At 53.1% G+C, this 24,195-nt stretch carries 21 protein-coding genes; 10 read left to right on the top strand and 11 right to left on the bottom strand.

Translation table 11 applies throughout. The features are described 5' to 3' along the window. Position 1 precedes the first annotated feature (1 nt). Positions 2-1,207 (bottom strand): HlyD family efflux transporter periplasmic adaptor subunit, encoded by a 1,206-nt coding sequence (locus J5069_RS19360; RefSeq protein ID WP_319801688.1) that lies wholly within the window; start codon positions 1,205-1,207, stop codon positions 2-4. A 29-nt stretch (positions 1,208-1,236) separates the two neighbouring features. After that, a complete protein-coding gene (locus J5069_RS19355) occupies positions 1,237-2,622 on the bottom strand; it encodes an efflux transporter outer membrane subunit (protein ID WP_264645401.1) in 1,386 nt (461 codons plus the stop codon). Positions 2,623-2,782: 160 nt separating this feature from the next. Between J5069_RS19355 and J5069_RS19350 the strand changes: the two genes are divergently transcribed. The 3 genes from J5069_RS19350 (at position 2,783) to J5069_RS19340 (ending at position 5,726) form a co-directional block, all read left to right on the top strand. Continuing rightward, positions 2,783-3,397 (top strand): TetR/AcrR family transcriptional regulator, encoded by a 615-nt coding sequence (locus J5069_RS19350; protein ID WP_264645400.1) that lies wholly within the window; start codon positions 2,783-2,785, stop codon positions 3,395-3,397. A 605-nt stretch (positions 3,398-4,002) separates the two neighbouring features. Next, positions 4,003-4,164 carry a hypothetical protein gene (locus J5069_RS19345; protein ID WP_264645399.1) on the top strand — a complete coding sequence of 54 codons (162 nt, stop codon included), beginning with the start codon at positions 4,003-4,005 and terminating at the stop codon, positions 4,162-4,164. 368 nt (positions 4,165-4,532) lie between these two features. After that, positions 4,533-5,726, top strand: coding sequence for an MFS transporter (locus tag J5069_RS19340; protein WP_264645398.1), 1,194 nt, complete (start codon positions 4,533-4,535; stop codon positions 5,724-5,726). Positions 5,727-5,893: 167 nt separating this feature from the next. Here the strand turns inward: J5069_RS19340 and gorA are convergent, their stop codons facing one another. The 4 genes from gorA to J5069_RS19320 all read right to left on the bottom strand — a co-directional run bounded on the left by gorA (position 5,894) and on the right by J5069_RS19320 (position 9,969). Next, a complete protein-coding gene (gene gorA / locus J5069_RS19335) occupies positions 5,894-7,246 on the bottom strand; it encodes a glutathione-disulfide reductase (RefSeq protein WP_264645397.1) in 1,353 nt (450 codons plus the stop codon). 117 nt (positions 7,247-7,363) lie between these two features. After that, positions 7,364-8,206 (bottom strand): 23S rRNA (adenine(2030)-N(6))-methyltransferase RlmJ, encoded by an 843-nt coding sequence (locus J5069_RS19330; protein ID WP_264645396.1) that lies wholly within the window; start codon positions 8,204-8,206, stop codon positions 7,364-7,366. A gap of 229 nt (positions 8,207-8,435) precedes the next feature. After that, on the bottom strand, positions 8,436-8,921 hold the full coding sequence (locus tag J5069_RS19325; RefSeq protein WP_264645395.1) for a PIN domain-containing protein: 486 nt from the start codon (positions 8,919-8,921) through the stop codon (positions 8,436-8,438). Beyond that, entirely contained in the window at positions 8,905-9,969 is a 1,065-nt protein-coding gene (locus tag J5069_RS19320; RefSeq protein ID WP_264645394.1) for a helix-turn-helix domain-containing protein, read from the bottom strand. Before J5069_RS19320 ends, J5069_RS19325 begins: the two co-directional genes overlap by 17 nt. Positions 9,970-10,301: 332 nt before the next feature. On the opposite strand from J5069_RS19320, the gene J5069_RS19315 reads away from it, so the two are divergent. The 3 genes from J5069_RS19315 (at position 10,302) to rsmJ (ending at position 13,637) form a co-directional block, all read left to right on the top strand. Further along, entirely contained in the window at positions 10,302-10,616 is a 315-nt protein-coding gene (locus J5069_RS19315; protein ID WP_264628823.1) for a DUF2623 domain-containing protein, read from the top strand. A gap of 235 nt (positions 10,617-10,851) precedes the next feature. Then, a complete protein-coding gene (prlC, locus tag J5069_RS19310) occupies positions 10,852-12,894 on the top strand; it encodes an oligopeptidase A (RefSeq protein WP_264645393.1) in 2,043 nt (680 codons plus the stop codon). Beyond that, positions 12,891-13,637, top strand: coding sequence for a 16S rRNA (guanine(1516)-N(2))-methyltransferase RsmJ (gene rsmJ / locus J5069_RS19305; protein ID WP_264645392.1), 747 nt, complete (start codon positions 12,891-12,893; stop codon positions 13,635-13,637). Before prlC ends, rsmJ begins: the two co-directional genes overlap by 4 nt. A 16-nt stretch (positions 13,638-13,653) precedes the next feature. Here the strand turns inward: rsmJ and J5069_RS19300 are convergent, their stop codons facing one another. From J5069_RS19300 to J5069_RS19280, 5 genes are all read right to left on the bottom strand, one after another. Then, positions 13,654-14,061: a hypothetical protein gene (locus J5069_RS19300; RefSeq protein ID WP_264628041.1), complete on the bottom strand. Its 408-nt coding sequence runs from the start codon at positions 14,059-14,061 to the stop codon at positions 13,654-13,656. Further along, positions 14,037-15,323 (bottom strand): phosphatase PAP2/dual specificity phosphatase family protein, encoded by a 1,287-nt coding sequence (locus tag J5069_RS19295; protein ID WP_264645391.1) that lies wholly within the window; start codon positions 15,321-15,323, stop codon positions 14,037-14,039. Before J5069_RS19295 ends, J5069_RS19300 begins: the two co-directional genes overlap by 25 nt. Beyond that, positions 15,320-17,080, bottom strand: a complete 1,761-nt coding sequence (locus tag J5069_RS19290; protein ID WP_264645390.1) for a bifunctional alpha/beta hydrolase/class I SAM-dependent methyltransferase — start codon at positions 17,078-17,080, stop codon at positions 15,320-15,322. The genes J5069_RS19295 and J5069_RS19290 overlap by 4 nt, the downstream gene beginning before the upstream one ends. A 43-nt stretch (positions 17,081-17,123) precedes the next feature. Continuing rightward, a complete protein-coding gene (locus J5069_RS19285) occupies positions 17,124-17,729 on the bottom strand; it encodes a CDP-alcohol phosphatidyltransferase family protein (protein ID WP_264645389.1) in 606 nt (201 codons plus the stop codon). A gap of 113 nt (positions 17,730-17,842) precedes the next feature. Next, entirely contained in the window at positions 17,843-18,931 is a 1,089-nt protein-coding gene (locus J5069_RS19280; RefSeq protein WP_264645388.1) for an oxidoreductase, read from the bottom strand. A 280-nt stretch (positions 18,932-19,211) separates the two neighbouring features. Between J5069_RS19280 and J5069_RS19275 the strand changes: the two genes are divergently transcribed. From J5069_RS19275 to J5069_RS19260, 4 genes are read left to right on the top strand one after another with little or no spacing between them, the layout of a single operon-like run. Beyond that, entirely contained in the window at positions 19,212-20,732 is a 1,521-nt protein-coding gene (locus J5069_RS19275; RefSeq protein WP_264645387.1) for a sugar ABC transporter ATP-binding protein, read from the top strand. After that, a complete protein-coding gene (locus J5069_RS19270; protein WP_264645386.1) occupies positions 20,729-21,724 on the top strand; it encodes an ABC transporter permease in 996 nt (331 codons plus the stop codon). The genes J5069_RS19275 and J5069_RS19270 overlap by 4 nt, the downstream gene beginning before the upstream one ends. Before the next feature lie 22 nt (positions 21,725-21,746). Next, positions 21,747-22,814, top strand: a complete 1,068-nt coding sequence (locus tag J5069_RS19265; protein ID WP_264645385.1) for a sugar ABC transporter substrate-binding protein — start codon at positions 21,747-21,749, stop codon at positions 22,812-22,814. 11 nt (positions 22,815-22,825) lie between these two features. Beyond that, positions 22,826-24,073 carry an LVIVD repeat-containing protein gene (locus J5069_RS19260; RefSeq protein WP_264645384.1) on the top strand — a complete coding sequence of 416 codons (1,248 nt, stop codon included), beginning with the start codon at positions 22,826-22,828 and terminating at the stop codon, positions 24,071-24,073. The last annotated feature ends 122 nt before the right edge of the window (positions 24,074-24,195 follow it).

Raw genomic sequence — 24,195 nt, 5'->3', positions numbered from 1 at the left:
CTTAATCCTGACGAGCCGTGGTCAGACCTTCATGACCCGATGCCGCCAGATCCAAGGTTTTATGGGTATCGATGGTAGCAATCATCGACAAGCCAACCTGAAGCGGATGTTTCGCCAGTTCCTGCTTGTCCAGCGTAATACGCAGCGGCAGACGTTGAACCACCTTAATCCAGTTGCCCGTTGCATTTTGCGCGGGGATCATGGAGAACGCCGAGCCCGTGCCGCCAGAGACACCGCTCACCACACCGTGATACACCACCTTGTCGCCATAGATATCAGCCGTAACTTCAACCGGTTGGCCGATTTTCACGTGGCGCAGTTCAACCTCTTTGAAGTTGGCGTCGATATGCACGTCGTGCAGCGGCACCACCGTCATCAAACGCTCGCCGTTCTGTACGCGTTTACCAATCTGCACCTGTCGTCTGGCGATGACGCCATCGACCGGCGCTTTGATAATGGTACGGGCCAAATCCACTTGCGCCTGTTCCACCTTGGCTTTCGCCAGCATCACCTCTGGGTTGGTTTCCACCGTGGCATCAATGGTCAACGCCGCATTGGCTTTTTTCGCACCGATGGTCGATAAACGATTAGCCACCGACTGCACCGCCGCCGCTTTGGCGACATTGAGGTTAGATTCAGCCTGCGCCATCGCATTACGCGCGTTAGTCAATTCCTCACCGGATACCGCGCCGGACTTTGCCAGCGCCTCGCGGCGCGTTAAATCCACCTGCGCTTTAGTGAAGTCAGCCTGTGACGCGACCAGCCGCGCTTGTGCCTGCGTTTCATCCGCTTCCCGCGCCTTGACTTGCGCCGCTAATCCCTCATCGGTTGCCATATAGCTGCTCACGCGCCGTCGCGACTGCCCCAGCATCGCCTCGGCTTGCGCCAATGCCAGGCGGGCATCGGTATCATCCAGTTGTACCAGCACCTCCCCCTGCTTCACCCACTGCGTATCTACCACATTCACCGCCTGCACAATGCCGGTTACCGAAGGCGTCACTTCTGCCACTTCCGCCGCACTGTAGGCATTATCAGTGGTGACATAGCGCGAGCCCACCACCGCATACCACACGCCGTAACCGCCCGCGGCGATAACCACCGCGGCAGCCAATCCTATAAACCCTTTTTTACGCGATGACGCCGCGCGCGATGCATGAAAATGTGTGTCCGCCGCAGGCGTGGCAGAGTCATTATTTCGCTGTGACATAGAAAAACTTCCTGCAAGTCGAGAGAGGATTAAGAAGCATCAAATCCGCCGCCTAACGCGTGGATTAATGAAACGTCGAGTGAGAACGCCTGTGATTGCAAATTCACTAATGCACGCTGGGTATCCAGCATGGCGTCCTCTGTTGTCAGGACATCGAGATAGGTTGCCAGCCCACCGCGATAGCGTTTATCCGCAATGAGATACGCCGCTTTGGCGTTTTCAAAGGCGTTTTCGCTTTTCGACAGGCGGGCTTTCAGGGCATTGGCGCGGGTAACCACATTGGCGATATCGTGCAACGCCAGTGTCAGCGTGTTGTTGTAGGTCGCTACGGACTCTTGGTAATTGGCCTCAGCAGAGGTTAATTGCCCGGATAAGCGCCCACCGGTGAAAATAGGCAGATACAGCGCAGGCCCAATGCTTCCGGCATCGTTGCCCGAGCGCGTCAGATTATTCAGGCCGAACGACTGATAGCCAATAAAGCCGGTAATGCTGACATCAGGATAGTATGCGGTTTTGGCAACATGAATGCGTTTTGCCGCAGCTTCAACCCGCCAACGTGCGGCGCTAATGTCTGGACGATGGCCCAGAATGTTGATGCCGGTTTTAGCTGGCAAGTTGAATGACTCATCCAAATGAATCGCCGGGCGCTGAAGGGATAGCCCACGGTCTGGCCCTTCTCCCAACAGGGCGGCAATGGCATTTTTCTGTAGCTGGATGGCCTCATCGGAAGCAATCAATTCAGCCTCAGCGCTCGCTTTCAGCGCCTGCACCTGTTTGACTACGCCGTCGGTTTCTAGCCCGTTGAGATTGCGCTCTGTCATCAATTCAACGGTTTTGCCACGGATTTCCAGCGCATTCTGCGTCGTATCATGGTTGAGATACAAACGCGCCAGTTCCGCATAAGCCTGAACCAAAGAGGCTTGCAGCAGTAATTTTGCCGACTGCATTTCCGCACCGGCTGCCGCATAATCTGACGTTGCGGCAGCGACTTCAGCGCGATTTTTGCCCCAAAAATCCAGGTTAAAACTCAGATTGGTGGTCACCGAACCGTAGTCATTCCAGCCGTGCGGCGGCATATAGGCCTGATAGGCATAGCTCACTTTGCTCTTGGAAGCCGATGCCGATGCACCGACTTGCACAGAACGAATCGAGCCAATCTGTTCGGCAATCCCGGCCGCATTCTTTAAGCGAGACTCGGCTATTTTCAAGGTTGGCGCAGAAGCCAGCGCCGTTTCCATCAGGCGATCCAACTGCCTGTCGTGGTAACGCAGCCACCACTGCGAGTCTGGCCAGCGGCCCTCTTTTTCCGTGGTCAGCGACTGTGAAGAGGCAAACTCATCGGCGCGTTTTATTTGGCTCAGTGTGTTGTCTGGCGCGGTTGAACAGCCTGCCAAAATGAGCACTGCGGCAAGCATTGGAAACCGCAAATCAGGAGGTAACAGGCTGCTATTTATTAACTTATTGATTTTCAAGATACACCCTTTTTAATACCGTACTGTACGGTTTTGTTATAACTTGACATAAACCGATAGTCAAGAGAAGCTTGCCCATTGGACTGAAAGAGAAGAGAAGCGTATGCGAGTTAAAAGTGAAACCAAGCGTCAAACCATTCTGGACATCGCGACGCGCGCGTTTATAGAGCAGGGGTTCAACAACACGTCGATGTCGGAGATCGCCAGCCGCGTAGGGGGCTCCAAGTCAACGCTCTATAACTATTTCAGTTCTAAAGAAGAGATCTTCTCAGCCGTCATGGCATCGTCAGCCAAAACAGACATCGCGGAAGCGTTCGAATCAGTAGACCCAAAGAAAGATATCGAAACGACGCTCAACAAATTTGGCCGCAATTACCTCTCCTCAGTGCTGAGCAGCGGCCTGATGGCGATTTGGCGCATGGCGATCAGTGAATCAGAACGTAGTGACATTGGCCGCTTGTTTTATGCCGAAGGACCACAGAAAGGCTGGAAAAGGCTAAGCCATTACCTCAGTAAAAAAAGCGACGAAGGCATTCTGCGCCACGCAGACAGTTGGGTATGCGCGATGCATTTGAAAGGGCTGATTGAAGCGGAGCTGTTTCTTGTCGCAGCACTGGGCGTCGACACCGCACCAGACGCGCAGCGCATCGAAGAAGCGGTCTCGCGCGCCATCACAGTATTTCTGCTCGCTTATCGGGCTGAGGCGTCGAGGCCGTAAAGCGTAGGGTGCTGTAGTCCCCCTGAATGTGGCCTTAGCGCTTAATAGCCTTCCCTGGCTAAACGACAACCACGGAAGGCCATCATGAAAAAGCGCGTTTCACTGAAACTCAGAGCCTGCGGGTTCTGAAGGACGTTGACGGTGGTCGACATGTTGAGGATGTTTGCCGTGCAGAAGACAATGATTTTCTTATTGGTCAACAATTCGTCTTAACGACTCCTTGCAAAGGCTCTATAACATCATACTCTTGACCAGCAATAACATCCTTTTCATGTTTAATGTAAATACTCTTGCTTTCTGCCCATGATATTTCACTATCATTTCGCTCCATCAATGCGTCCGGACAATTCCTGAGTAACGACTAAACACCTGATTATAATCTATAAGCTCATGACCTAAATTTTTGGCTAGCATTATTCCTTTTCCTCAATAGATAATAGGATTATCACAAACGCATGCAAAGGAACTGATGCGTGCTTGAGAACGCTATAAATGTCTTATATCTTTATTTAAAGGCATAGTAACAATACTCATAACTGAATTTATGTTTAAGAATAAAACCAAATAGATTTAGTCTCAACAAAAAAACAGAACAGGATAGTTCAATGAAAAAAGAGGGAAAGAAAATAAAAACGTTTCATTTACCGCAACAAAAAGGAACCTTATCCGATTATTGGATAGCGATCTGTGAAGGTGACGTCGCCGGAGCAGAAACAGAGCAGGAGGCTATAAAGAAAATTATTCAGAAACGAAAAGATTTACATTAATACAATGGCGTATAAACGCACATCCGATTTCTCAACGGACTGCTCCGAGATGATTTATTGTAAGGCATGTCAACATCAGCTTAAATACAATAATTCGATAATATTAACCAGATCCTGCTGTAAAAAAAACCACGTCTGTTACTTTGTTCACATACACATAAATTAATAACAAGTAAAAACCTTCACAAACCAGCGAATTGAATTTCGAATTGATTATTTTTTTTAACCTTCCAATGGGTTAAAAAATTCAATTTGAGGTCTCATTGGCCTATTTGAACAGCCACGGTTTTTAATATTGCGGTGTTGAAACCCGGTGACTTTTTCCATAGGTTTCTTGCCAGCGAAAAAAGGCGTAACTAGCGTTTTCAATGAACTCACAATCTTACGGATATTTGGCCGCCCTGTTGGTCTCGCTTCTGGGCAGTTCGCTCTCGATGCTGGCGCTCCCTTGGTTTCTGCTGGAGATAACCAACGATGTGAAATACACCGGGATAATCTTGGGCATTCGATTACTTCCCGTCTCGCTCAGCCTTTTTTTCGGGGTAAAACTCATTGATCAGTATAGCAAAAAGACCATATGTGTCCTATCTGATCTATTCTCTGCCATCCTGGTATTCGCCATACCGGCACTTTATTCCGTTAGCATGCTCAATATGGGTGTTCTGGTGTTGTTGATTTGTGCCCTGACCGCTGTTGAACAAGTCAATCACGCGGGCCTGGGTGCAATGGTTCCTGATCTCTTAAAAGATACGACCATGCCCAATGAGCGACTCAACGGCATTATCGGCAGTTTGCACAATGTTGGGGATCTTGTCGGCCCCCCACTGGCAGGCCTTATTATCGCCCTTGTGGGTAGTACCGTAGCACTCATCCTGGATGGCATCACTTTTGTTGCTTCATCATGCATTTTATTTGTCTTTATTAAATGTATTCCAGCTATGTCATACAGGAACAAGCAAGAATCCACCTTAGATAATTTAAAAGAGGGCTTTTTATTTATCTTTTGCCATCCCAAAATCCGTTTTATGGTCATTCCCAGCGTTTTGGTAAACTTTCATATTATTCCTTTGCTCTCTCTTATTCTGCCCTATCTGGCGAAAACCAGCTTCAGTAGTGCCATCGATTTAGGTTTTATGATTTCCGCTTTCGGTTGCGGTGCATTGTTGTCTTCATTGATATTTACCACTGTCGGAGAGCGATTTTCAAAATCGTGGTTATTGATTGTTTGCACGTTGACCCTGTCTGTTTGCTTTCTTCTCGCCATATTTGCCGGGAATGTCTACGTGGTCATGGTTCTTCTGTTTTTTGTTGGGCTTAGCGTGGGGTTAATGGGGCCTTTGGATGACACTATCTTGCAAACAAATGTACCTGAACGCATCCGTGGACGAGTTTTTCTGGTGTATTCCTCTTTGCGATTTGCCACCATTCCCTTGGCCATGGTGTTTTTCGGATTTTTGCTTGATGCCACGTCGATTGAAAATACATTTGCTTGTATGGCCGCTTCTTTAGGCATTTCTCTGATTTGGCTTTTGGCAAACCGTAAAGCTTGCGAGGCAGCGTAATTGAAATGGCATCTTGAATTTGGTCCCATCAAGGGCCTCTTATCGCTTACCACTAGAACGGCGATCGGCGCACACCAAGGCAGGATTGTCCCCATCATCTCTGATAAGGCGATCGATAAAGAAGCTCAGGATTGAGCTTCTTTAAAGGCATTGAATAGCCAGCACCCTTAGCGCATCGTCACAAACTCTTCCGATGCAGTTGGGTGAATCGCCACGGTATTGTCGAAGTCGCGTTTGGTCGCGCCCATTTTCACCGCTACGGCAAAGCCTTGCAGCATTTCATCCATGCCAAAGCCGATGCCATGGATGCCAACGATCTTCTCTTCCGGCCCGACACACACCAGCTTCATGCGGCACGGTTGGCGGTGCTGGGTGACTGCGGTGTACATCGCGGTGAAGGAAGAGGTGTAGACTTTAACCTGATCATCACCGAATTTTTCCCGCGCTTGCGGTTCGGTCAGCCCGACGGTGCCAATCGGCGGATGGCTAAACACCACGGTGGGTATATTGGTGTAATCCAGATGCTCTTCCGGCTTGTTGTTAAACAGCCGTTCTGAGAGACGACGCCCCGCCGCAACAGCCACTGGCGTCAGTTCAACGGCACCCGTGTTGTCGCCCACCGCATAAACACCGGGCACGTTAGTGTTCTGGTATTTATCCACCTTGATAAAACCGCGCTCATCTTTGATGACGCCCGCCGCTTCAATATTCAGGTTATCGGTTGCCGGTTCGCGGCCAATTGCCCAAATCAGGCAATCCACGGTATAGGATTCACCGTTGGTTAGATGCAGGGTCAGGCTGCCATCCGCGTTCTTTTCCACCGCCTGCGGCGTGGATTCGGTATGTAGCAACGGACCTTCTGCCTTCATCACTTCCACCAGCGTACTGAAGATCATCGGATCGAAGCTGCGCAACGGCGTGTGCTTACGCACAAACAGATGGGTTTCGGAACCGAGCGCGTTCACAACGCCTGCGATCTCAACCGCGATATAACCTGCACCGACAATTGCCGTGCGCTTTGGCAATCCGTTAAGCGCAAAAAAACCGTCGGAATCGATGCCGTACTCTGCACCGGGAATCGAAGGACGTGTCGGTCGCCCGCCCGTTGCAATCACGATATGGTCGGCAGTGATGGTTTCGCCATTCACTTCAACGGTGTGCGCATCGACAAAACGCGCAAAGCCGTGGATGACGTCCACCTGGTTTTTGCCCAGCACAGTGTTGTAGGACTGATGAATGCGATCGATATAGGCACTGCGGTTCTTCACCAGAACATCCCAGTTAAAAGCGTTAACCGTGGTATCAAAACCATAGTCCGGCCCATACTGGTGGATCGCTTCGGCAATCTGCGCCGCGTGCCACATGACCTTTTTCGGTACGCAGCCGACATTAACGCAGGTGCCGCCCAGGTACTTTGCTTCAATCAACGCACATTTTTGCCCATACATTGCCGCACGGTTAATGGACGCGATACCGCCACTGCCGCCACCGATGGCGAGATAGTCATAATGCTTTGTCATGAGAAGATCCATGGTTAAGTGAAGAGAATAAAACGCAGTGTAACCCCTGAACTCGGTCTGCGGCAAAACCGTTAACGTCGGTTTTGCCGATGGGTGCAACAGGCAAAACCTGTCAGCTTATTCCGGCACCACTTGTTCAATCAGCGTATGCCCAGTGCCGTTAGGCGCAAGCACACCGTGCAACCACGGCAGCAGCGCTTGCATTTGCGCGTGCAGTTTCCACGGCGGATTGATAACAATCATGCCCGAAGCCGTCATGCCATAGCGATCGCTGTCCGGCAGCATCGCCAGTTCAATTTGCAAAATATTACGGATACCGGTGGCTTCCAGGTCTTTGAGCATGCGTTTGATTTGCTGGCGTAATACCACCGGATACCACAGCGCGTACACGCCGGTGGCAAAACGTTTGTAACCTTCCTGAATCCCTTGCACCACTGCCTGATAGTCGGTTTTCAATTCGTAGGGGGGGTCTATCAGGATAAATCCCCGGCGAGAGGCGGGCGGCAACTGGGATTTCAACTGCCGATAGCCATCTTCACGCACCACTTTCGCTCGTGCGTCACGTTGAAACTCGCCGCGCAGCAACGGGAAGTCGCTAGGATGCAATTCCGTCAGGTGGATACTGTCCTGCTCGCGCAGCAGTTGGCGGGCAATCAGCGGCGAACCGGGGTAGAAACGTAGCGTACCGTTGCTGTTATAAGCTTTAACCGCATTCAGGTAAGGGGTCAACGCCTCGGGAATATCATCCCGCTGCCACAGTTTGGCAATACCTTCCAGATACTCCCCGGTGCGCTCCGCATGTTCACCACTGAGCTGATAACGCCCGGCCCCTGCATGGGTATCCAGATACAGAAACGGTTTCTCTTTCTCTTTGAGCGCAGTAATGATCAGGCTCTGAACGGTGTGCTTCAGTACGTCGGCATGGTTGCCGGCATGGAAACTGTGGCGATAACTTAGCATATTTCATATACCATATTGATTTTTAATGATTTTAACCTGTGATAAATATATGAAAATGCATTTATTACCCCACAGATTACCCCACAGCTTTTTGCTCAGACATGAAAGCATGGGAACGAATACGTAGAGTATACGGCAGAAAGAGGCGCATCAGAAATGAGGTGTATCTTTTGTTGCTTAACTTCTCCCACTCAACAGAAGCACACTACAGAGCACGGAGAGAAATAATTTATAAATCCAATTCTTCGAGTCGTCTGAAAGCAATATCCCAAGGCAAACGTCTTCCAGAATTTCTCATCTGAATGTAAGCTTGCTCCGCTGCATCAATCGTAATTAACCCGTGATGAATCATTTCTTCAACCACCCACAAAGTCCCTTTTACTTCAATCCCCTCCGTTTGCGCTAATTCACGAAGCGCTTTATCTCCGGTTAATAAAGGACATTGCTCCTGTTTTGCTAAACATAATGCAAAACAATCGTTTCGGCTTGGTCCATTTGCAATCTCTGAAAGTCTTAGAGCATATATTAATGTTTCCGCTGTTAGTTCACCTAAAATGAGACCTCTTTCGAGCAACACCTCATGTTGTTCCTCAAGCTCGTCATAATACAATATATCAGGAACTTTAAAACTATGCGGTAATGAGAAAAGGAGATTAATTAATCCCCCCTCCTCCATATCGATTATAATGTTCGCATCGCTAATTAAGATGATCATCTGACAGTTCCAACTTTCGGGTCTGATGGAAATTCACCAATGACATTCCTAAAAGCTCTGCTGCCTTGGATTCAGTGAGAATACCCTCACCTAACCCACGAAAAATTAACTGCTTAAACATACTCGTCTGCTCAACTGGGTAGGCCTGACCTGGTTCTTGGCTGCGCCATTTACGCATTGAGAAGAGCATAAAAAGGTCTTTGCTCTTAGCCTCAGTAATGATCTCAAGTTGCTTAGCTCGATAGATACAAGCCATCATACTCAGTCCATAATCCATTTTTAAAAGATAGAGTTCCTGAATCTCAAGATGATGACGTTTATTACCTAAATATTGATGAACAGCCACCTCAGGGAAAAGAAGTGCCCCAGCGAAACGATTACAAGCGGTTTCTTCATCCAGATGTTCAGCAAGCAAAACATGTAAAATTAAATGCCCCAGCTCATGAGCTAATGTAAACCGCTGTCGATCGCCAGGCCATTTTGAAGAAATCACCACTATCGGTTGTTTACCGATGGATGCCTGAAACCCATCGAATTTCTCGCTGGAATCCATATCCGTTACGATGACCAACACACCATGGCATTCTAATACGTCGATCATACTGGTAATGGGTTGGTTTCCTAAGGCCCATAGTTGTCGTAATTCATTCGCTATAGTTTCAATCTGACAATAATCATCAATAACCGAAATCGAGAACGTTGGTTTGGTAAACGGGGACAAGGGAAAGTTTGGCCACAAATTATATAGCTCTATCCACCGTTCAGCCTGATCAAGCACATCAGCCTTAATACGATTGAGTACTTTCTGGGGAACCGTGCTGCGTTTACGGTATTCGATTCCTTCTAATTCATACTTTGCGGGACGAAAAAAATACTCGTTACGAACTCCCAGAGCACGCGACATCTTCACCAACACACCAGAACTTGGCATGCTTTCGTTGTGTTCGTACTTCTTGATCATTGTGGCGCTGACGCCTGCCTGCAAAGACAACGCTTTCATAGACAGGCCAGCGGCTGCACGAGCACGTTTTAGACGTTCTCCGAACATACTGACCTCCAAGTGGTTTATAAAAACTAAAAATAATAATATTTTATAAACCAAAGTATGCCGCTTACCTTCTCGCTTATCAAGATCGCTGGTGCGTATTGTCTCGCAATAATCATTTATTTTTCGCTCATCAATCCAGAGAGATTAGGCAATTGTTCCTAATGAAAGGGTAAGCCTCTCGATCATCACATTTTATTGTTCTCAGTCCTTCATCAGGATTTCCTCAACGAGGGAACAAAACCATAACGCAATCCTCTCGCAATCCCCCTTGCCGAAAGGGTCGATCGATCGTTATATTATTAAGTATATAACGATAGTGAGTGGAGAACATCATGGCAAACCCCTTTGGCGATGGCGTTATGGACGGGCTTAAAGCCCAAACGCCCCAGCCATTATGCGAAATTCAGCATCATGGTATCGAATATCGACGCGGTTATATCTGTGGATACGCGTATAACCTGGCGGAAGCGGTGGGCGATCGGCAAAAAGCCGCGTTTGAGGCGGGCCTGCTGTCGCGGCGCTATGGGCTGGAGCGTGACCGTATCGCTGAGTTTTTTAGTGAATACGGCAACCCACAAACCGTGGTCTACTTTTATGCCGGTTATGATACGCCGGGAGGGAATGAGGCAGTACGTATGGCACGTTAAACACAATACCGCTCTCTTCACACTGCCCGCTACATCGCAGTGAAACATCTGCGCAGTACCCCATGCTGACGTGTGCAATACGCGCGGTTTTCACATGCTCAGGGAATTTTCCCCGGTTCATTGATTTTTGCCCTTTCTGGCCTCATGTTAATTAATAATTCGCCCTTTTTTGCCAGCGCCGCCGTTCGCGCGATGGCCCTTGCCGCTGGCTGACACATAACGATAGGACCGTGATATGACGAATCCATTATTGACCCCGTTCGTGCTGCCCCCGTTTTCTGCCATCAACGTCGATGACATCGTCCCCGCCATTCAGTCCGTTCTGGCGGACTGTCGCAATGAGATTGAGCGCGTGGTCGCGCAGGGTACGCCGTTCACCTGGGAAAATCTGTGTCAACCGTTGGCAGAAAGCGACAATCGTTTGGGCCGTGTGTTTTCCCCTATCAGCCATCTCAATGCTGTAAAAAATAGCCCTGAGCTGCGTGCTGCCTACGAGCAGTGCTTACCGCTGCTCTCGGATTACAGCACGTGGGTCGGGCAACACACCGGGTTGTATCAGGCCTATCGCGACCTGAAAGAAGGATCCCACTACGCCACATTGAACGTGGCGCAGAAAAAAGAGGTGGATAACGCGCTGCGCGACTTCGAACTTTCCGGCATCGGTTTGCCGCCGGAAAAACAGAAACGCTATGGCGAAATTGCCGCACGTCTGTCTGAACTGGGTGCGCAGTACAGCAATAACGTGCTCGACGCCACCATGGGTTGGAATAAGCACATCACTGACGTTGCCCAGCTTGAAGGGATGCCGGAAAGCGCACTGGCTGCCGCCGCCGCACAAGCCGAGGCCAAAGGGCTGGAAGGTTGGCTGCTGACGCTGGATATCCCCAGTTATCTGCCGGTTATGACCTACTGTGCCAATCAGGCGCTGCGTGAAGAGATGTATCGCGCCTATGCGACCCGCGCCTCCGATCAGGGGCCGAATGCGGGCAAGTGGGATAACAGCGAAGTGATGGCCGAGGCGCTGGCGCTGCGCCATGAACTGGCACAACTGTTGGGCTTTGACAGCTTTGCCGATAAATCCCTTGCCACCAAAATGGCAGAAAATCCGCAGCAGGTGCTGGATTTCCTGAACGATCTGGCGACGCGAGCCCGCCCACAAGGGGAAGCAGAGCTGGAGCAACTGCGCGCCTTCGCCAAAGCGCATCATAACGCTGGCGAACTGCAACCCTGGGACATCACTTACTACAGCGAATTGCAAAAGCAACACCTCTACACCATCAGTGACGAGCAACTGCGCCCTTATTTCCCTGAGCAACGCGCGGTTGAAGGGCTGTTTGAAGTGGTGAAACGCATATACGGTATCACAGCCAAAGAGCGTCACGACGTGGATGTGTGGCACCCGGAAGTGCGTTTCTTTGACCTGTTTGATGAAAGCGGCGAGCAGCGCGGCAGCTTCTATCTCGATCTGTATGCACGCGAGCACAAGCGCGGTGGTGCCTGGATGGGCGACTGTGTCGGGCGTCTGCGCAACAGCAACGGTGAACTGCAAAAACCGGTCGCCTATCTGGTGTGTAACTTCAACCGTCCGGTCAATGGCAAACCCGCACTGTTCACCCATGATGAAGTGATAACGCTGTTCCACGAATTTGGCCACGGTTTGCACCATATGCTGACGCAGATCGATACCGCCGGCGTCGCGGGTACTAACGGTGTACCGTGGGATGCCGTCGAACTGCCGAGCCAGTTTATGGAAAACTGGTGCTGGGAACCGGAAGCGCTGGCGTTTATCTCCGGTCACTACGAAACCGGCGAACCGCTGCCGCAAGCCATGCTGGACAAAATGCTGGCGGCCAAAAATTATCAGGCCGCGCTGTTTATCCTGCGTCAGCTCGAGTTTGGATTGTTCGATTTCCGCCTGCACGCGGAATACGATCCGGCAAAAGGGGCACAAATTCTGCCAACGCTGGTCGATGTCAAAGCCAAGGTTGCGGTGGTGCCAAGCCCAAGCTGGAATCGTTTCCCGCACGCCTTCAGCCACATCTTCGCAGGCGGTTACGCCGCAGGTTACTACAGCTACCTGTGGGCCGATGTTCTGGCGGCAGACGCCTACTCGCGCTTTGAAGAGGAAGGCATTTTCAACCGCGCCACCGGCCAGTCTTTCATGGATAACATCCTGTCGCGTGGCGGTTCCGAAGCGCCGATGGATCTGTTCAAGCGCTTCCGTGGCCGTGAGCCACAGCTTGATGCCATGCTGCAACACTATGGTATTAAAGGGTGAACATCAGCCTGCTGACAGAAGGGGGCGCCGATAGAGGCGCCCTTGATGCATTAGCGGCACGCTGGGGATTACAGGACGATCCCGCCGCGACGCTGGCGCTGGTGCTAACGCCAGAACGCCTGGAGTTGCGCAAACAGGATGAAGAGAAGCTTGGCGCTATCTATGTCGATTTCGTCTCCGGCGCAATGGCTCACCGCCGTCGCTTTGGCGGCGGGCGCGGCGAAGCGGTTGCCAAAGCGGTCGGTATCAAAAAGGATTATCTGCCGGACGTCGTGGATGCCACCGCCGGGCTGGGGCGTGACGCCTTTGTGCTGGCCTCGTTAGGCTGTCATGTCCGCATGCTGGAACGTAACCCGGTGGTTGCCGCGCTGCTCGACGATGGTTTACGCCGTGGCTATGAAGATGCCGAGATAGGCGCGTGGCTGCGCGAAAGATTGACGCTGATTCACGCTTCCAGCCACACGGCCCTGAGTGATATCACACCGCCACCGGATGTGGTCTACCTCGACCCCATGTTTCCCCATCGGCAAAAAAGTGCGCTGGTAAAGAAAGAGATGCGGGTGTTTCAATCGCTGGTGGGGGCGGACGACGATGCCGATGCTCTGCTGGCTCCCGCGCGGGCGTTAGCGAAAAAGCGCGTGGTGGTAAAACGCCCCGATTACGCCCCGCCGCTGGCGGGCATTGCCGCCCAATCGATGCTGACCACCAAAAGTCACCGCTTTGATTTTTATCTGCCGCTGTAGTGCGTACATAGGCAACTTACGGTAGTAGCAGCGCCACGAGCCAGACTATCCATAAAACACCAATGAGCCATAGGGTGCGTCGACATTGTGTCAACGCCCCCTGCTGACGCTCCACCAACGAAAGCGCCTGTAGCCTTTCACGTCGCCAGATGAAGCAAAGTATCGCACCAACCTGCGCGTTATTCTCTTGGTTGATTAACGTAAAATACTGCACGTCTAGCCAGAGTCGCCAACACCCCAACCACACCATCCCCGTCAGTAGTACGATGACGAAACAGACTGCACCGGGTGGTGTGGTAAAGATGGCCCACACCAGCGGCGGAACGGACAAAAGCAAGAAGAAACGCCAGCTGTTCAGCGTTTTTTCTACGAAGCGTGATTGCAGATCGCTCCTGTTTGTTATGCTGTTACTTGTTTCTTCCATCTCTCCAGCATCTCCATATGTTCGGGGGTAAACACCACCTGCGGACGCGCCTCACGTACCCGCATCACCGCGCCAGTGACAGACAATTCCGGATAACGCTGTAATAGCCACGCCGTAACCACCAGCGCGCTCCGAGAGAGCCCCAACGCACAGTGGACCAACACGCTGCCCTGCGTTAAGCGCAATTGCTCTAGTGCGTCCACGGCCACGCGCAGTGATGCCTCATCGGGATTGACCAGATCCAACATCGGCACACACTGGTAAACCCCGCCCTGAAGTGCACGGGAACCGGGGAACTCACTGGTCAGATCCAGTACGGCGCGCTGTGCGGGCGGGCGACGCGGATATGTCCCCAAAAATATGCCATCGATAACTGCATTCATCGCTGGCAAACGTCGAGTATAAAGGCGCATAGAGAACAGCATTCCCGTCCGCCAGGGCAACAGCAACCACCAGGCCGCAGGAGATAGCCGCCCTTGGTGGTCTTTTTGCAATGCATCAACGCCAAGAAAGCCATAGGCCAGAGCCACAATCAGCAGTGCCAGCGTTGGCCACCATAGCCAGAGCGTCAGAAAAGTTCCCGCCAGGCAAACTAACGCACCGCAAAAATAGCGCCCGGCAAGTTGCTGACGCTTACCGCTGGCACGTTGCCAGCGCCATCCGCCTTCATCAGGAATAAGCCAGTCGATCACCATGCCAAGCGCCAGACCTGTCAGCACATCAATAAAATGATGCTGCCAGGTGGTGAGCACTGAAATGGCAATCAGCAAAAACCACAAGGTATTCAATTTCTGCCAGATGCCTGTCAGGTGACGATGGAAATGCCGCCACAGCAGCCAGCACAGAATAATATGTAACGATGGCGATTGGTTGTACGGTAAGTCGAACTGCTCAAGCTGGCCGAACAGCCACCCTGCCAGACCGGTGATCTCCGGCCGGGTAAAGGTAAACTGTAAGGGGAACAACAAAAAACCAATGCAGGCCGTGAGCGATGCCAACACGAGTCGACAGACCAGCCGTCGCTGCATTTTTAGCGATGTGCAGGCAAACAGTGACAGACCATAGAGCAGATCCAGGCTCCAGTACGGAACAATGGTCAGCGGTATAAAAGGAATGTGCCGCTCCCAGTCAAACACCAGACTACCGATATTTTCTCGTCCGGCCGTAAACTGATTGACCTGCCCATAGGTTAAAAAGAAGAATGGCGCGAGCAGAGTCAGCCACCCCAACCCCTGCCAGTAGAGTGAACGCTGACTCGTCATGATGCGCGGCGCACCGCCATGGAAACAGTGAAAATACCCCATTCATCAATCAACTGGGCGCATTTATCGAAACCCGCTTCCCGCACCAGCGCGTCCATTTCACCCTGGGTACGGACACGCATCACCCACGCTTTACCATCCTTATGACTGGTCAGTGACCACGCGATAGTCTTAAGCTGTGGATGCCAAGGCTGCCCGGTATAGATCAGAATGCCTCCAGGCTCAATCGCCTCTGCCAGTCCGGCGAGGGAGTTGCGTACCAGCGCATTTTCAGGGAACAGCTCGTACAAACCAGAGACAATACCCAGCGTAGGGCGAGGTTCCAACGATGCCAGTTCTTCGCGGTTAAAGGCGTCGCCACGTTCAAATCTCGCATGCCCCCCCATACCACGAGAGGCGATCATCTCTTGTCCCTGCTTTACGTTCAGTTCGCTGTAGTCACGCAGCAAAATCTCGCTCACCGCAGCATCACCTTCCAGCGCATCAAGAACATAGCGCCCGTGCCCAGCGGCAACATCGACCACTCGGACCGTTTTTCCCTCTTCAACCAGTGCCGTAACCGCCTGCTGAATCAGCATCTGGAGGTGAATTTTGCGCTGACGGATCCCTCGCCACCCCACGCTGTTGAGATATTGTTTGTCGATCAGACGCCCCAACGCGCTGCTTCCCTGAGGCTGGTTACGGTATACATAGTCCAGCGTACTTCCGGAATCAAACCCGGTTTCAAACCCCAAACGGACGCCCGTGGACTGCGTGCCCAGCATCTTCATGCCATAACGCAAACCACGGTACGCGATATCGTCCAGCGAGTAAGGCTCCGGTCCGCCGCGTAGCATCTGCCAGCTATCAGCACCATGGCTCCAGCGATCTTCATTACTGTAGTCAAAACGCTGTGGCGGCATGGCATACAGCGTATCGATAAAGCCGCGCATCTTGTCGAAAGCCAGATGCCGCTCTTTTTCGCCCAGCGTGTCGTGATAAAAATCCGGCAATACATGCAGTTCTTTAATGGGATTACGCAGACGCTGATAAAAATCAATCTGCGGCTGTCGATGCACCACGTAATCGGCGCCGGAAACCAGCAGTTGCACAGGCAAGGTAATGGCACTGGCATCGCTGACGATGCGTTCCGCCGCGTTGTAGAGATCCAGCAGAATATTTACCGCAATGGGGCGGGTAATCAGTGGGTCTTGGTTAAAACTCTCCACACGTTGCGCATCGTGTGTCAGATATTTGCCTTTCACATAGGAGTTAACGAAAAACAGGCCCCGCAGGCGATGCATCAACGCCAGACCCGGGCGCGCAAACGGTACATACAATTTAACCTTGAATGCAGGCGATGCGAGCACCAGGCCGCGAATGGGCGGTGCGTAATCATGCGCCCAGGTGGCAACCAGCACCGCACCGACACTTTGCGCCACCACCACCACATCCTCCATTGAAACCCGGCTATCATCAGCGGCAAAACGGACGAACTCGTCAACATCCTGCACTGAACGAGACAATGAGGGACTATAGCCACGCTGACCGGGAGAACGTCCATGACCACGGGCATCCCAGGCATAAAATGCGGTATCCGGCATCGCCAGTTCATCAACAATGTGTTGCAGCCGCCCGGAATGCTCATGTCCTCGATGAAACAAGACCATCACCTTGGGCGTTGCGCCCACTGACATTGCAGGCCAGTGGCGATAAAACAGTTCGGTGTTATCACTGGTCAAAAAAAACCGCTCGTCCGCCGTCCGTAAATTGCTCATGAGAATAATGTCCTTATATTTGCCGGTGGGTTGTCCAACAGTATCAATTTACCCGCTCTTCGCCTAACACACTCCGACAGCGATTCACCACGGTCCACAGCAGCAGTAGGGTTGCAATACCCCACACGGCATTATTCCACACGGTAAGCTGCGGCCAGATAGCCAGCCCCAGCCCCCAGGCACCAAAAACCAGCGCCCTGTCGCTCTTGCCCAACGGGCCAGCATAGCTGCGTACCCCATTGATGGTTTGCGCTAGCACGCCACAAAACTCCGTCATCAGCGCACAAAGCAGCATCACCACAACCAGCAGCGCATGGCTGTTGGGAAGCAGCATAAACGGCAAATACAGCGCGATATCAGAGATAACATCACCGGTTTCATTAAGGATGGCGCCAAGCTTCGATTGTTGATGACACTCGCGTGCCAACATGCCATCCAGTGCGTTGAGTGCCATCCGCACAAATAACACCACGGGCAGAAGGGAGAACAGGGCAGGATCAGGAAATATAAAGAGCGCTGCACCGGTGATAATAGACAGTGCAACGGCTGAGATCGTGACGTGGTTGGCAGTAACGTGGTGTTTGTGCAACCAAAACATTAATGGGCGTAAACATGCCTGAAAGGCGGGCTTTACCTGATAAAGCGTCATTATGGTTCTCTGATAATGCGAACATTTTCATCATTGTGTATCAATCAACCAGATGAAGAGTAGTGATTTCCATTGTTTATCCGCAAAATCAGAATTTACGACGCCAAGCGTTGCTACAGCGACAACGCCTCAACCCGCTCAATGGCATCACGCAGGTTTTCAGCGCTCAGCGGCACAGGCAGCGCATGGATCGATTCGAACGGAGCCAGCGTGCGCGCAATGACTTTATCCACATCCGCGTGATTCTGGATATCCACATCCAGCGCTTTAAGGCTGGTGGGCAGGTTGAAACGCGCAAACGCCGCAATCAACTGCTCGGTCACGTCACGCTGCCCGAGCAATTCGCTTTGCACCAAAATGCCATAAGCCACTTTGGTGCCGTGCAGGAAACGCTCGGTTTGCGGTAAGGTGGTCAACCCGTTATGCACCGCATGTGCCGCAGCCACGCGGGTGTAGCGTTCGCCCAATCCGCCGACCATGCCACCGCCAGCGATAATCGCATCGACCACATCAAGGAAAGCCTGCGTCAGTTCGCCACGCCGTTGATCGGCCAACGCCTGTTCGCTGCTGTCGAGCAGCACATTACGAATAGAGAGCGCCGCTTCGATGCCCAAACGCACCGTCAGCGGCAGATTTTCCGGCTGCGGACTCAACACCACCGCCTCATACCATTTAGCCAAGGTATCGCCGATCCCAGCCAGCAGGTATTCCTGCGGCGCGCGCAGAATGATAGTGGGCTCCACCAGCACCAGATGGTTGGCATCGTTGAAAATTTCAAAACGCAGCGCCTGACCTTCATCGTTATACCAGACGGAAAGCGGCGTCCAAGCGGCACAGGTGGCGGCGATGGTGGGAATAGCCACCAGCGGTACGCCGAGACGGCGCGCCACCACTTTAGCCGTGTCCAACAGCGCGCCGCCGCCGACACCGATCACCACCTGACGATCGTCACCCGCTTGTGCACAAAGCTGCCCCACCGCGCTTTCGCTGCAATGGCCGCCAAAAGCAATGTGCTTCGCACCGGCTACGGTGAACGCTGCGGGCAAAAATGAGGTAGCCGCCGCAATCGCCCGTTCACCATAAATCCAGACCGCGTTTTCCAGCTGTGCCGGGGTATAAAGGTTCTCCAGCTCCTGCAACGCGCCGGGGTAGGAATAGTAGTTGGCGGGGCCGGTTACCACGCGAATTGCCGTGCTGGTCATGGTGCTAAATCCTATTGTGTGTTGACTGTCATCGGGTGAATAATCACTACCATATCATAAACAGACTTCTGGATGGCTATAAACATCGAGCGCATCATGATGCGTTTTTTTCATGTTGCGCTGTAAGCGCCTGTTTTATGAATTATCCTCATGTTACGTCTGGACATCTGGACGGCTAATAACATTTTGCTTTATCTTATGCGTTTTCGTTCATTGCCAGGCGTTATCACCCCGTGAAAGATCTGGCCGATCAGATGATTTTTTTCCTGGGATGACCGTCATGACGCACACACATCGGCCAACGCCACACAAACTGGAAATGCGGGGGATTTCCATCGCCTTTTCCGGCTTCGCTGCGCTGACGCAGGTCGATTTCACGCTGGAAGGCGGTTCTATCCACGCGCTGACCGGTGCCAATGGCGCAGGCAAATCAACGCTGATGGCGGTTCTGTCCGGTGCGCATGAGCACTATCAGGGCACCGTTGTTATTGACGGAGAACCGGTTGAGATTCGCACACCGCGTCAGGCCAAGCAGCTCGGCATCCACTTGGTACAGCAGGAAGTCGACGTCGCGTTAGTGCCAGGCCTGAGCGTGGCGGAAAACATTATGCTCGATCAGTTGGCAGAGCCGGGGCACAGCTATCGCTGGCGACACATCCGCCACAGTGCGCGCAACGCGCTGGCGCTGTTGGGTGTCGATCTGGACGTGCGTCGCCGCATCGAGCAATGCTCACTGGCCGAAAAGCAGCAGATTCTCTTGGCGCGCGCCCTTTCCCACCACTGCCGCTTCCTGATCCTTGATGAACCCACGGCACCGCTCGATCAGCATGAAAGTGAGCGCCTGTTCAGCGTGGTGCGCCGCTTACAGCACAGCGGTATCGGCGTGGTGTTTATCTCGCACCGTATTCATGAACTAAAAGCGATTTGCGATCGCATGACGGTATTGCGCGATGGCCGCCTGATTGAAAGCAGCCCAATGGCCGGGCTCAGCGGCGAAGCGATCGTCGAAAAGATGCTCGGCCATGCGTTGAACGATATCTATCCGCCACGCCGCCCGGCGGTAACCGGCAAGGCACTGTTGGCGATTGAGGGCCTGCATGACAATACCTTACTGCACGATATCTCGTTGCAGCTGCGCGGAGGCGAAATTCTTGGCATTGCCGGGCTGGCAGGCGCAGGAAAAACTGAATTGTGCAAAGCGCTGTTTGGTGCCAGCACCAGCCGCGTGCGAGCCGGTGAACTGCGCGGCAAGCCCTGGCAGCCGACCACGCCGGCGGATGCCGTCGCTGCAGGCATTGCTTTGGTGCCGGAAGAGCGTCGCAAAGAAGGCATTTTTATTGACGAGTCGGTGGCGATGAACCTGAGCATCAGCGCCGACGACAGTTTTTCCCGCTGGAGCCTTTTCAATCATCGGCGCGCATGGCGCTGGGCACAGGAGATTATTTCTCGTCTCGGGGTGCGAACCACCGGGCCAGCACAGACGCTGCGTCGCCTGTCAGGCGGCAATCAGCAAAAGGTCGCGATTGGCAAATGGCTGCGCAACGATGCCGACGTGCTGATCTTCGATGAGCCAACCAAAGGCGTTGATGTGAAAGCCAAAACCGATCTCTTTCTCTTGATCGATCAACTGGCTCGCGAAGGCAAAGGCGTGATTTACGCTTCCGGCGAATTCGCCGAGCTGGTCGGGCTGTGCGATCGCATTTGCGTGCTGTGGGATGGCCGCATTGTGGCGGAGCTGGATGGCCGCAAAGCCAGCGAAGAGACCCTTTTACTTTACTCCACCGGAGGAACCCCTGCGTGAGCAAAGCACTTTCCCTTAAGGCGACAGTTTCGGGCCGCCAACAGCTGTTTGATTTTCTCTACAAGTGGGGAATGCTGCTGACGGTTGTCGCGCTGATTGCACTGTTCGGTATTGCGTCCGACAATTTTCTCGATCCGTACAACATCATCAACATTTTGCGCTCGATTGCCATCGTCACGGTAATCGCCGTTGGCGTCTCTATCTCACTCACAGTGGGTGGGTTCGATCTGTCGGTGGGCTCCACCGCCTCGCTGGCAAACGCACTGGTGATTTCACTGTTTGTCTGGCACGGCTTTGGCACCACGGAAGCGATTCTGGTGACGCTGTTGCTGTGTACGCTGGTCGGCCTGTTTAATGCTTTTCTTATCGTAGTGCTGAAAATTCCCGACATGTTGGCAACACTTGCCAGCCTGTTCGTGATTCAGGGCGTAGCGATGACCTACAGCTACGGTGGCTCCATTACCCAGAACATGGTGCTGCCCAGCGGAGAGATGGCAGAGGGCGTAATACCTGACGCCTTCTCACTGCTCGGTCAGGTGCCGACCATCGTGATTATCATGCTGGCTGTCACGCTGGTGGCGCAGTTAGGCCTGTCACTGACTAAACACGGCCGCCGCATGTATGCCATCGGCGGCAACGCCGAAGCCGCACGGCTTTCCGGCATTCGTACCACCCGTTACCGCGTGGCGGCCTATATCCTCGCCTCATTGTTGGCGGGATTGGGCGGTATCTTGCTGGCATCGCGCATCGGTTCATCGCAGGTCAACGCCGGTGGCGGTTACCTGATGGATGCCGTAGCAGCAGCCTGGATCGGTTTTTCACTCGCTGGCTCGGGTAAACCCAATGCATTGGGTACGCTGGTCGGCGCCGTTATCCTCGGCGTATTACAAAACGGGCTGGTGATGCTTTCCGTTCCCTACTACGCCATGGACATTATTAAAGGGCTGGTGCTGGCCGCCGCTCTGGCAATCACTTACGTTCAACGCCGTTAATCCCGAAAGACAGGAAACTATAATGAAAAAATTGACGTTTTCACTGCTGGCGCTGAGCCTGCTGACCATCGCCCCCACCTATGCAGCCACGCCTACGCCGGTGCCGGACGCTATCGCCAAACATGACGGACCGATTCGCATCGCCGTCGTCCGCAATCTGGGCTCCGACGATAACACCACCCAGTTTATTGCGGGAGCCATCCAGCAAGGGAAAAAACTGGGGTTCACCGTTAATACCTTCCTGAGCAACGGCGACGATGCACGTTTTCAGGATTTCGTTAATCAGGCCATCAGCCAGAAGTACGACGGGATTATCCTGTCTCAGGGCCGCGACCCGTACTCTACTGCGCTGGTTCAGCGCATCGTTGACAGCGGCATTGCGGTGTCTACTTTCGATACCGCCGTTAATGGCACCATTCCCGGCGTGACCGTGACTCAGCAGGATGACGCGTCGCTGACTGAGCTCTCCTTCGGCCAACTGGTGAAGGATTTCAACGGTCAGGCCAACATCATCAAGCTGTGGGTAGCCGGGTTCCCGCCGATGGAGCGCCGTCAGGCGGCCTACCAAAATATCCTGAAAGATCACCCTGGCATCAAAGAGCTGGAATCCATTGGTGCGGTCTCTTCTGACGTACAGGGTGACACCGCCAACAAAGTGGGCGCCGTGCTGGCGAAATACCCGAAAGGCAAGATCGACGCCATCTGGGGCACCTGGGATGCCTTCAGCCAGGGGGCTTACAAGGCGCTGAAAGAGAATGGCCGCACCGAGATCAAACTCTACAGCATCGATATCTCCAATCAGGATGTGCAACTGATGCGCGAAGCCAACAGCCCGTGGAAAGTCAGCGTGGCAGTTGACCCGAAACTGATCGGTGCCACCAACGTGCGCCTGATTGCCAACAAGATTGCTGGCGAGACCACCCCGGCAACCTATGATTTCAAAGCCGCCACCATTCCACAGGCGCTGCTGGTAAGCCAACCGGGGCAGGTGAACGTCTCTTCACTCGGCAACATCATTCCCGGCTGGGGCCAGAGCGATGATTTCATTGCACCGTGGTTCGCGACGCTGGAAGCCAAACAGAAAAAATAAGGAACCACAGCATGGCAAAGCAGGAACTGCCGCATCCCGATTACAGCCGCAATATGCGGTTGATCGGGCATAGCGATCAGGGCGGTCGGCCGGACGGCGTACAGGTGATGGTCCATCGCGGCTACGCTTATATCGGGCACATGGTGTCACAGGGGTTCTCCATCGTCGATGTGCGCGATGCGAAAAACCCCAAGGCGGCGGGTTACGTGCCCGCCCCACCCGGCACCTGGAATGTGCATTTGCAGGCACATGACGATCTGCTGCTGGTGATTAACGCACGCGATCTGTTTGCCGACACCCGCTTTGCCGATGAAAAGGTCTATTACACGCGCTCCGTTGCCGATACGGTGAGTGACGTGCAAGACAGAGGCTGGAGCGCAGGACTGCGCGTGTTCGATATCTCAACGCCGGATAAGCCGCGAGAAATCGGCTTTCTGTCGCTGAACGGCATTGGTATTCACCGTATCTGGTACGTCGGCGGGCGTTGGGCCTACGTCTCTGCGCTGTTGGACGGTTTTAGTGATTATATCTTCCTGACCATCGATCTTGCCGATCCGCGTAAACCGGAAGTGGCCGGGCGCTGGTGGTTGCCGGGCATGCACAGCGCCGCAGGCGAAACGCCCAACTGGCCGGAAGGGAAACGCTATGCGTTGCACCACGCGATTATCAGCGGCGATACCGCGTACGCCAGTTGGCGTGACGGTGGTCTGACGCTGCTGGACGTGAGCGATCGCCATCAGCCGCAGTTGATCAGCCACCGCAACTGGAGCCCACCGTTCGGCGGCGGTACCCATACCGCGCTGCCGTTGCCGGATCGCGATCTGCTGGTGGTACTGGATGAGGCGGTGCTGGACAATCAGGAAGATGGCGAGAAGCTAATCTGGCTGTTCGACATTCGCGAACCGAGCAATCCGGTCAGCATTTCCACCTTTCCGCAGCCGGATGAAGTGGACTACGTTGCCAAAGGCGCGCACTTCGGGCCACATAACCTGCATGAGAACCGACCGGGCAGCTTCATCAGCTCGACGCTGATTTTCGCCACCTACCAGAACGCAGGGGTACGTGCTTACGATATCAGCAACCCGTATCGCCCGGTGGAAACCGGCGCACTGGTGCCTGCTGCGCCAGAGAAAATGATGGATACCCGTCCGGGCCGCCCGCGAGTGATTCAGTCCTGTGATGTGTTTGTGGATGCACAGGGCATTATCTACAGCACGGATTACAACGGTGGGCTCTCGATTATTGAGTATTTGGGCTGAGGCTATTTTCTCCGTTATGACGGAGAACGCCGGGGAAAAGAAGCGTCTCTCTGCAAGACCGTTGATGTTTCGTGTGCGTTAACCCGCGCGGTTATTTGCATCGCACGCGCACGAAACCTTCA

The sequence above is a fragment of the Candidatus Symbiopectobacterium sp. NZEC127 genome (assembly GCF_025962675.1).
Lineage (GTDB): Bacteria > Pseudomonadota > Gammaproteobacteria > Enterobacterales > Enterobacteriaceae > Symbiopectobacterium.
Note: the sequence above shows the minus strand (reverse complement) of the source record. Positions and strands in the feature narration are given on the sequence as shown.

What these genes read in the sequence shown, in the direction of transcription:
- J5069_RS19360 (WP_319801688.1), bottom strand. Translation starts at nt 1,207, where the DNA reads ATGTCACAGCGAAATAATGACTCTGCCACGCCTGCGGCGGACACACAT.
- J5069_RS19355 (WP_264645401.1), bottom strand. Translation starts at nt 2,622, where the DNA reads ATGCTTGCCGCAGTGCTCATTTTGGCAGGCTGTTCAACCGCGCCAGAC.
- J5069_RS19350 (WP_264645400.1), top strand. Translation starts at nt 2,783, where the DNA reads ATGCGAGTTAAAAGTGAAACCAAGCGTCAAACCATTCTGGACATCGCG.
- J5069_RS19345 (WP_264645399.1), top strand. Translation starts at nt 4,003, where the DNA reads ATGAAAAAAGAGGGAAAGAAAATAAAAACGTTTCATTTACCGCAACAA.
- J5069_RS19340 (WP_264645398.1), top strand. Translation starts at nt 4,533, where the DNA reads ATGAACTCACAATCTTACGGATATTTGGCCGCCCTGTTGGTCTCGCTT.
- gorA (WP_264645397.1), bottom strand. Translation starts at nt 7,246, where the DNA reads ATGACAAAGCATTATGACTATCTCGCCATCGGTGGCGGCAGTGGCGGT.
- J5069_RS19330 (WP_264645396.1), bottom strand. Translation starts at nt 8,206, where the DNA reads ATGCTAAGTTATCGCCACAGTTTCCATGCCGGCAACCATGCCGACGTA.
- J5069_RS19325 (WP_264645395.1), bottom strand. Translation starts at nt 8,921, where the DNA reads ATGATCATCTTAATTAGCGATGCGAACATTATAATCGATATGGAGGAG.
- J5069_RS19320 (WP_264645394.1), bottom strand. Translation starts at nt 9,969, where the DNA reads ATGTTCGGAGAACGTCTAAAACGTGCTCGTGCAGCCGCTGGCCTGTCT.
- J5069_RS19315 (WP_264628823.1), top strand. Translation starts at nt 10,302, where the DNA reads ATGGCAAACCCCTTTGGCGATGGCGTTATGGACGGGCTTAAAGCCCAA.
- prlC (WP_264645393.1), top strand. Translation starts at nt 10,852, where the DNA reads ATGACGAATCCATTATTGACCCCGTTCGTGCTGCCCCCGTTTTCTGCC.
- J5069_RS19300 (WP_264628041.1), bottom strand. Translation starts at nt 14,061, where the DNA reads ATGGAAGAAACAAGTAACAGCATAACAAACAGGAGCGATCTGCAATCA.
- J5069_RS19295 (WP_264645391.1), bottom strand. Translation starts at nt 15,323, where the DNA reads ATGACGAGTCAGCGTTCACTCTACTGGCAGGGGTTGGGGTGGCTGACT.
- J5069_RS19290 (WP_264645390.1), bottom strand. Translation starts at nt 17,080, where the DNA reads ATGAGCAATTTACGGACGGCGGACGAGCGGTTTTTTTTGACCAGTGAT.
- J5069_RS19285 (WP_264645389.1), bottom strand. Translation starts at nt 17,729, where the DNA reads ATGACGCTTTATCAGGTAAAGCCCGCCTTTCAGGCATGTTTACGCCCA.
- J5069_RS19280 (WP_264645388.1), bottom strand. Translation starts at nt 18,931, where the DNA reads ATGACCAGCACGGCAATTCGCGTGGTAACCGGCCCCGCCAACTACTAT.
- J5069_RS19275 (WP_264645387.1), top strand. Translation starts at nt 19,212, where the DNA reads ATGACGCACACACATCGGCCAACGCCACACAAACTGGAAATGCGGGGG.
- J5069_RS19265 (WP_264645385.1), top strand. Translation starts at nt 21,747, where the DNA reads ATGAAAAAATTGACGTTTTCACTGCTGGCGCTGAGCCTGCTGACCATC.
- J5069_RS19260 (WP_264645384.1), top strand. Translation starts at nt 22,826, where the DNA reads ATGGCAAAGCAGGAACTGCCGCATCCCGATTACAGCCGCAATATGCGG.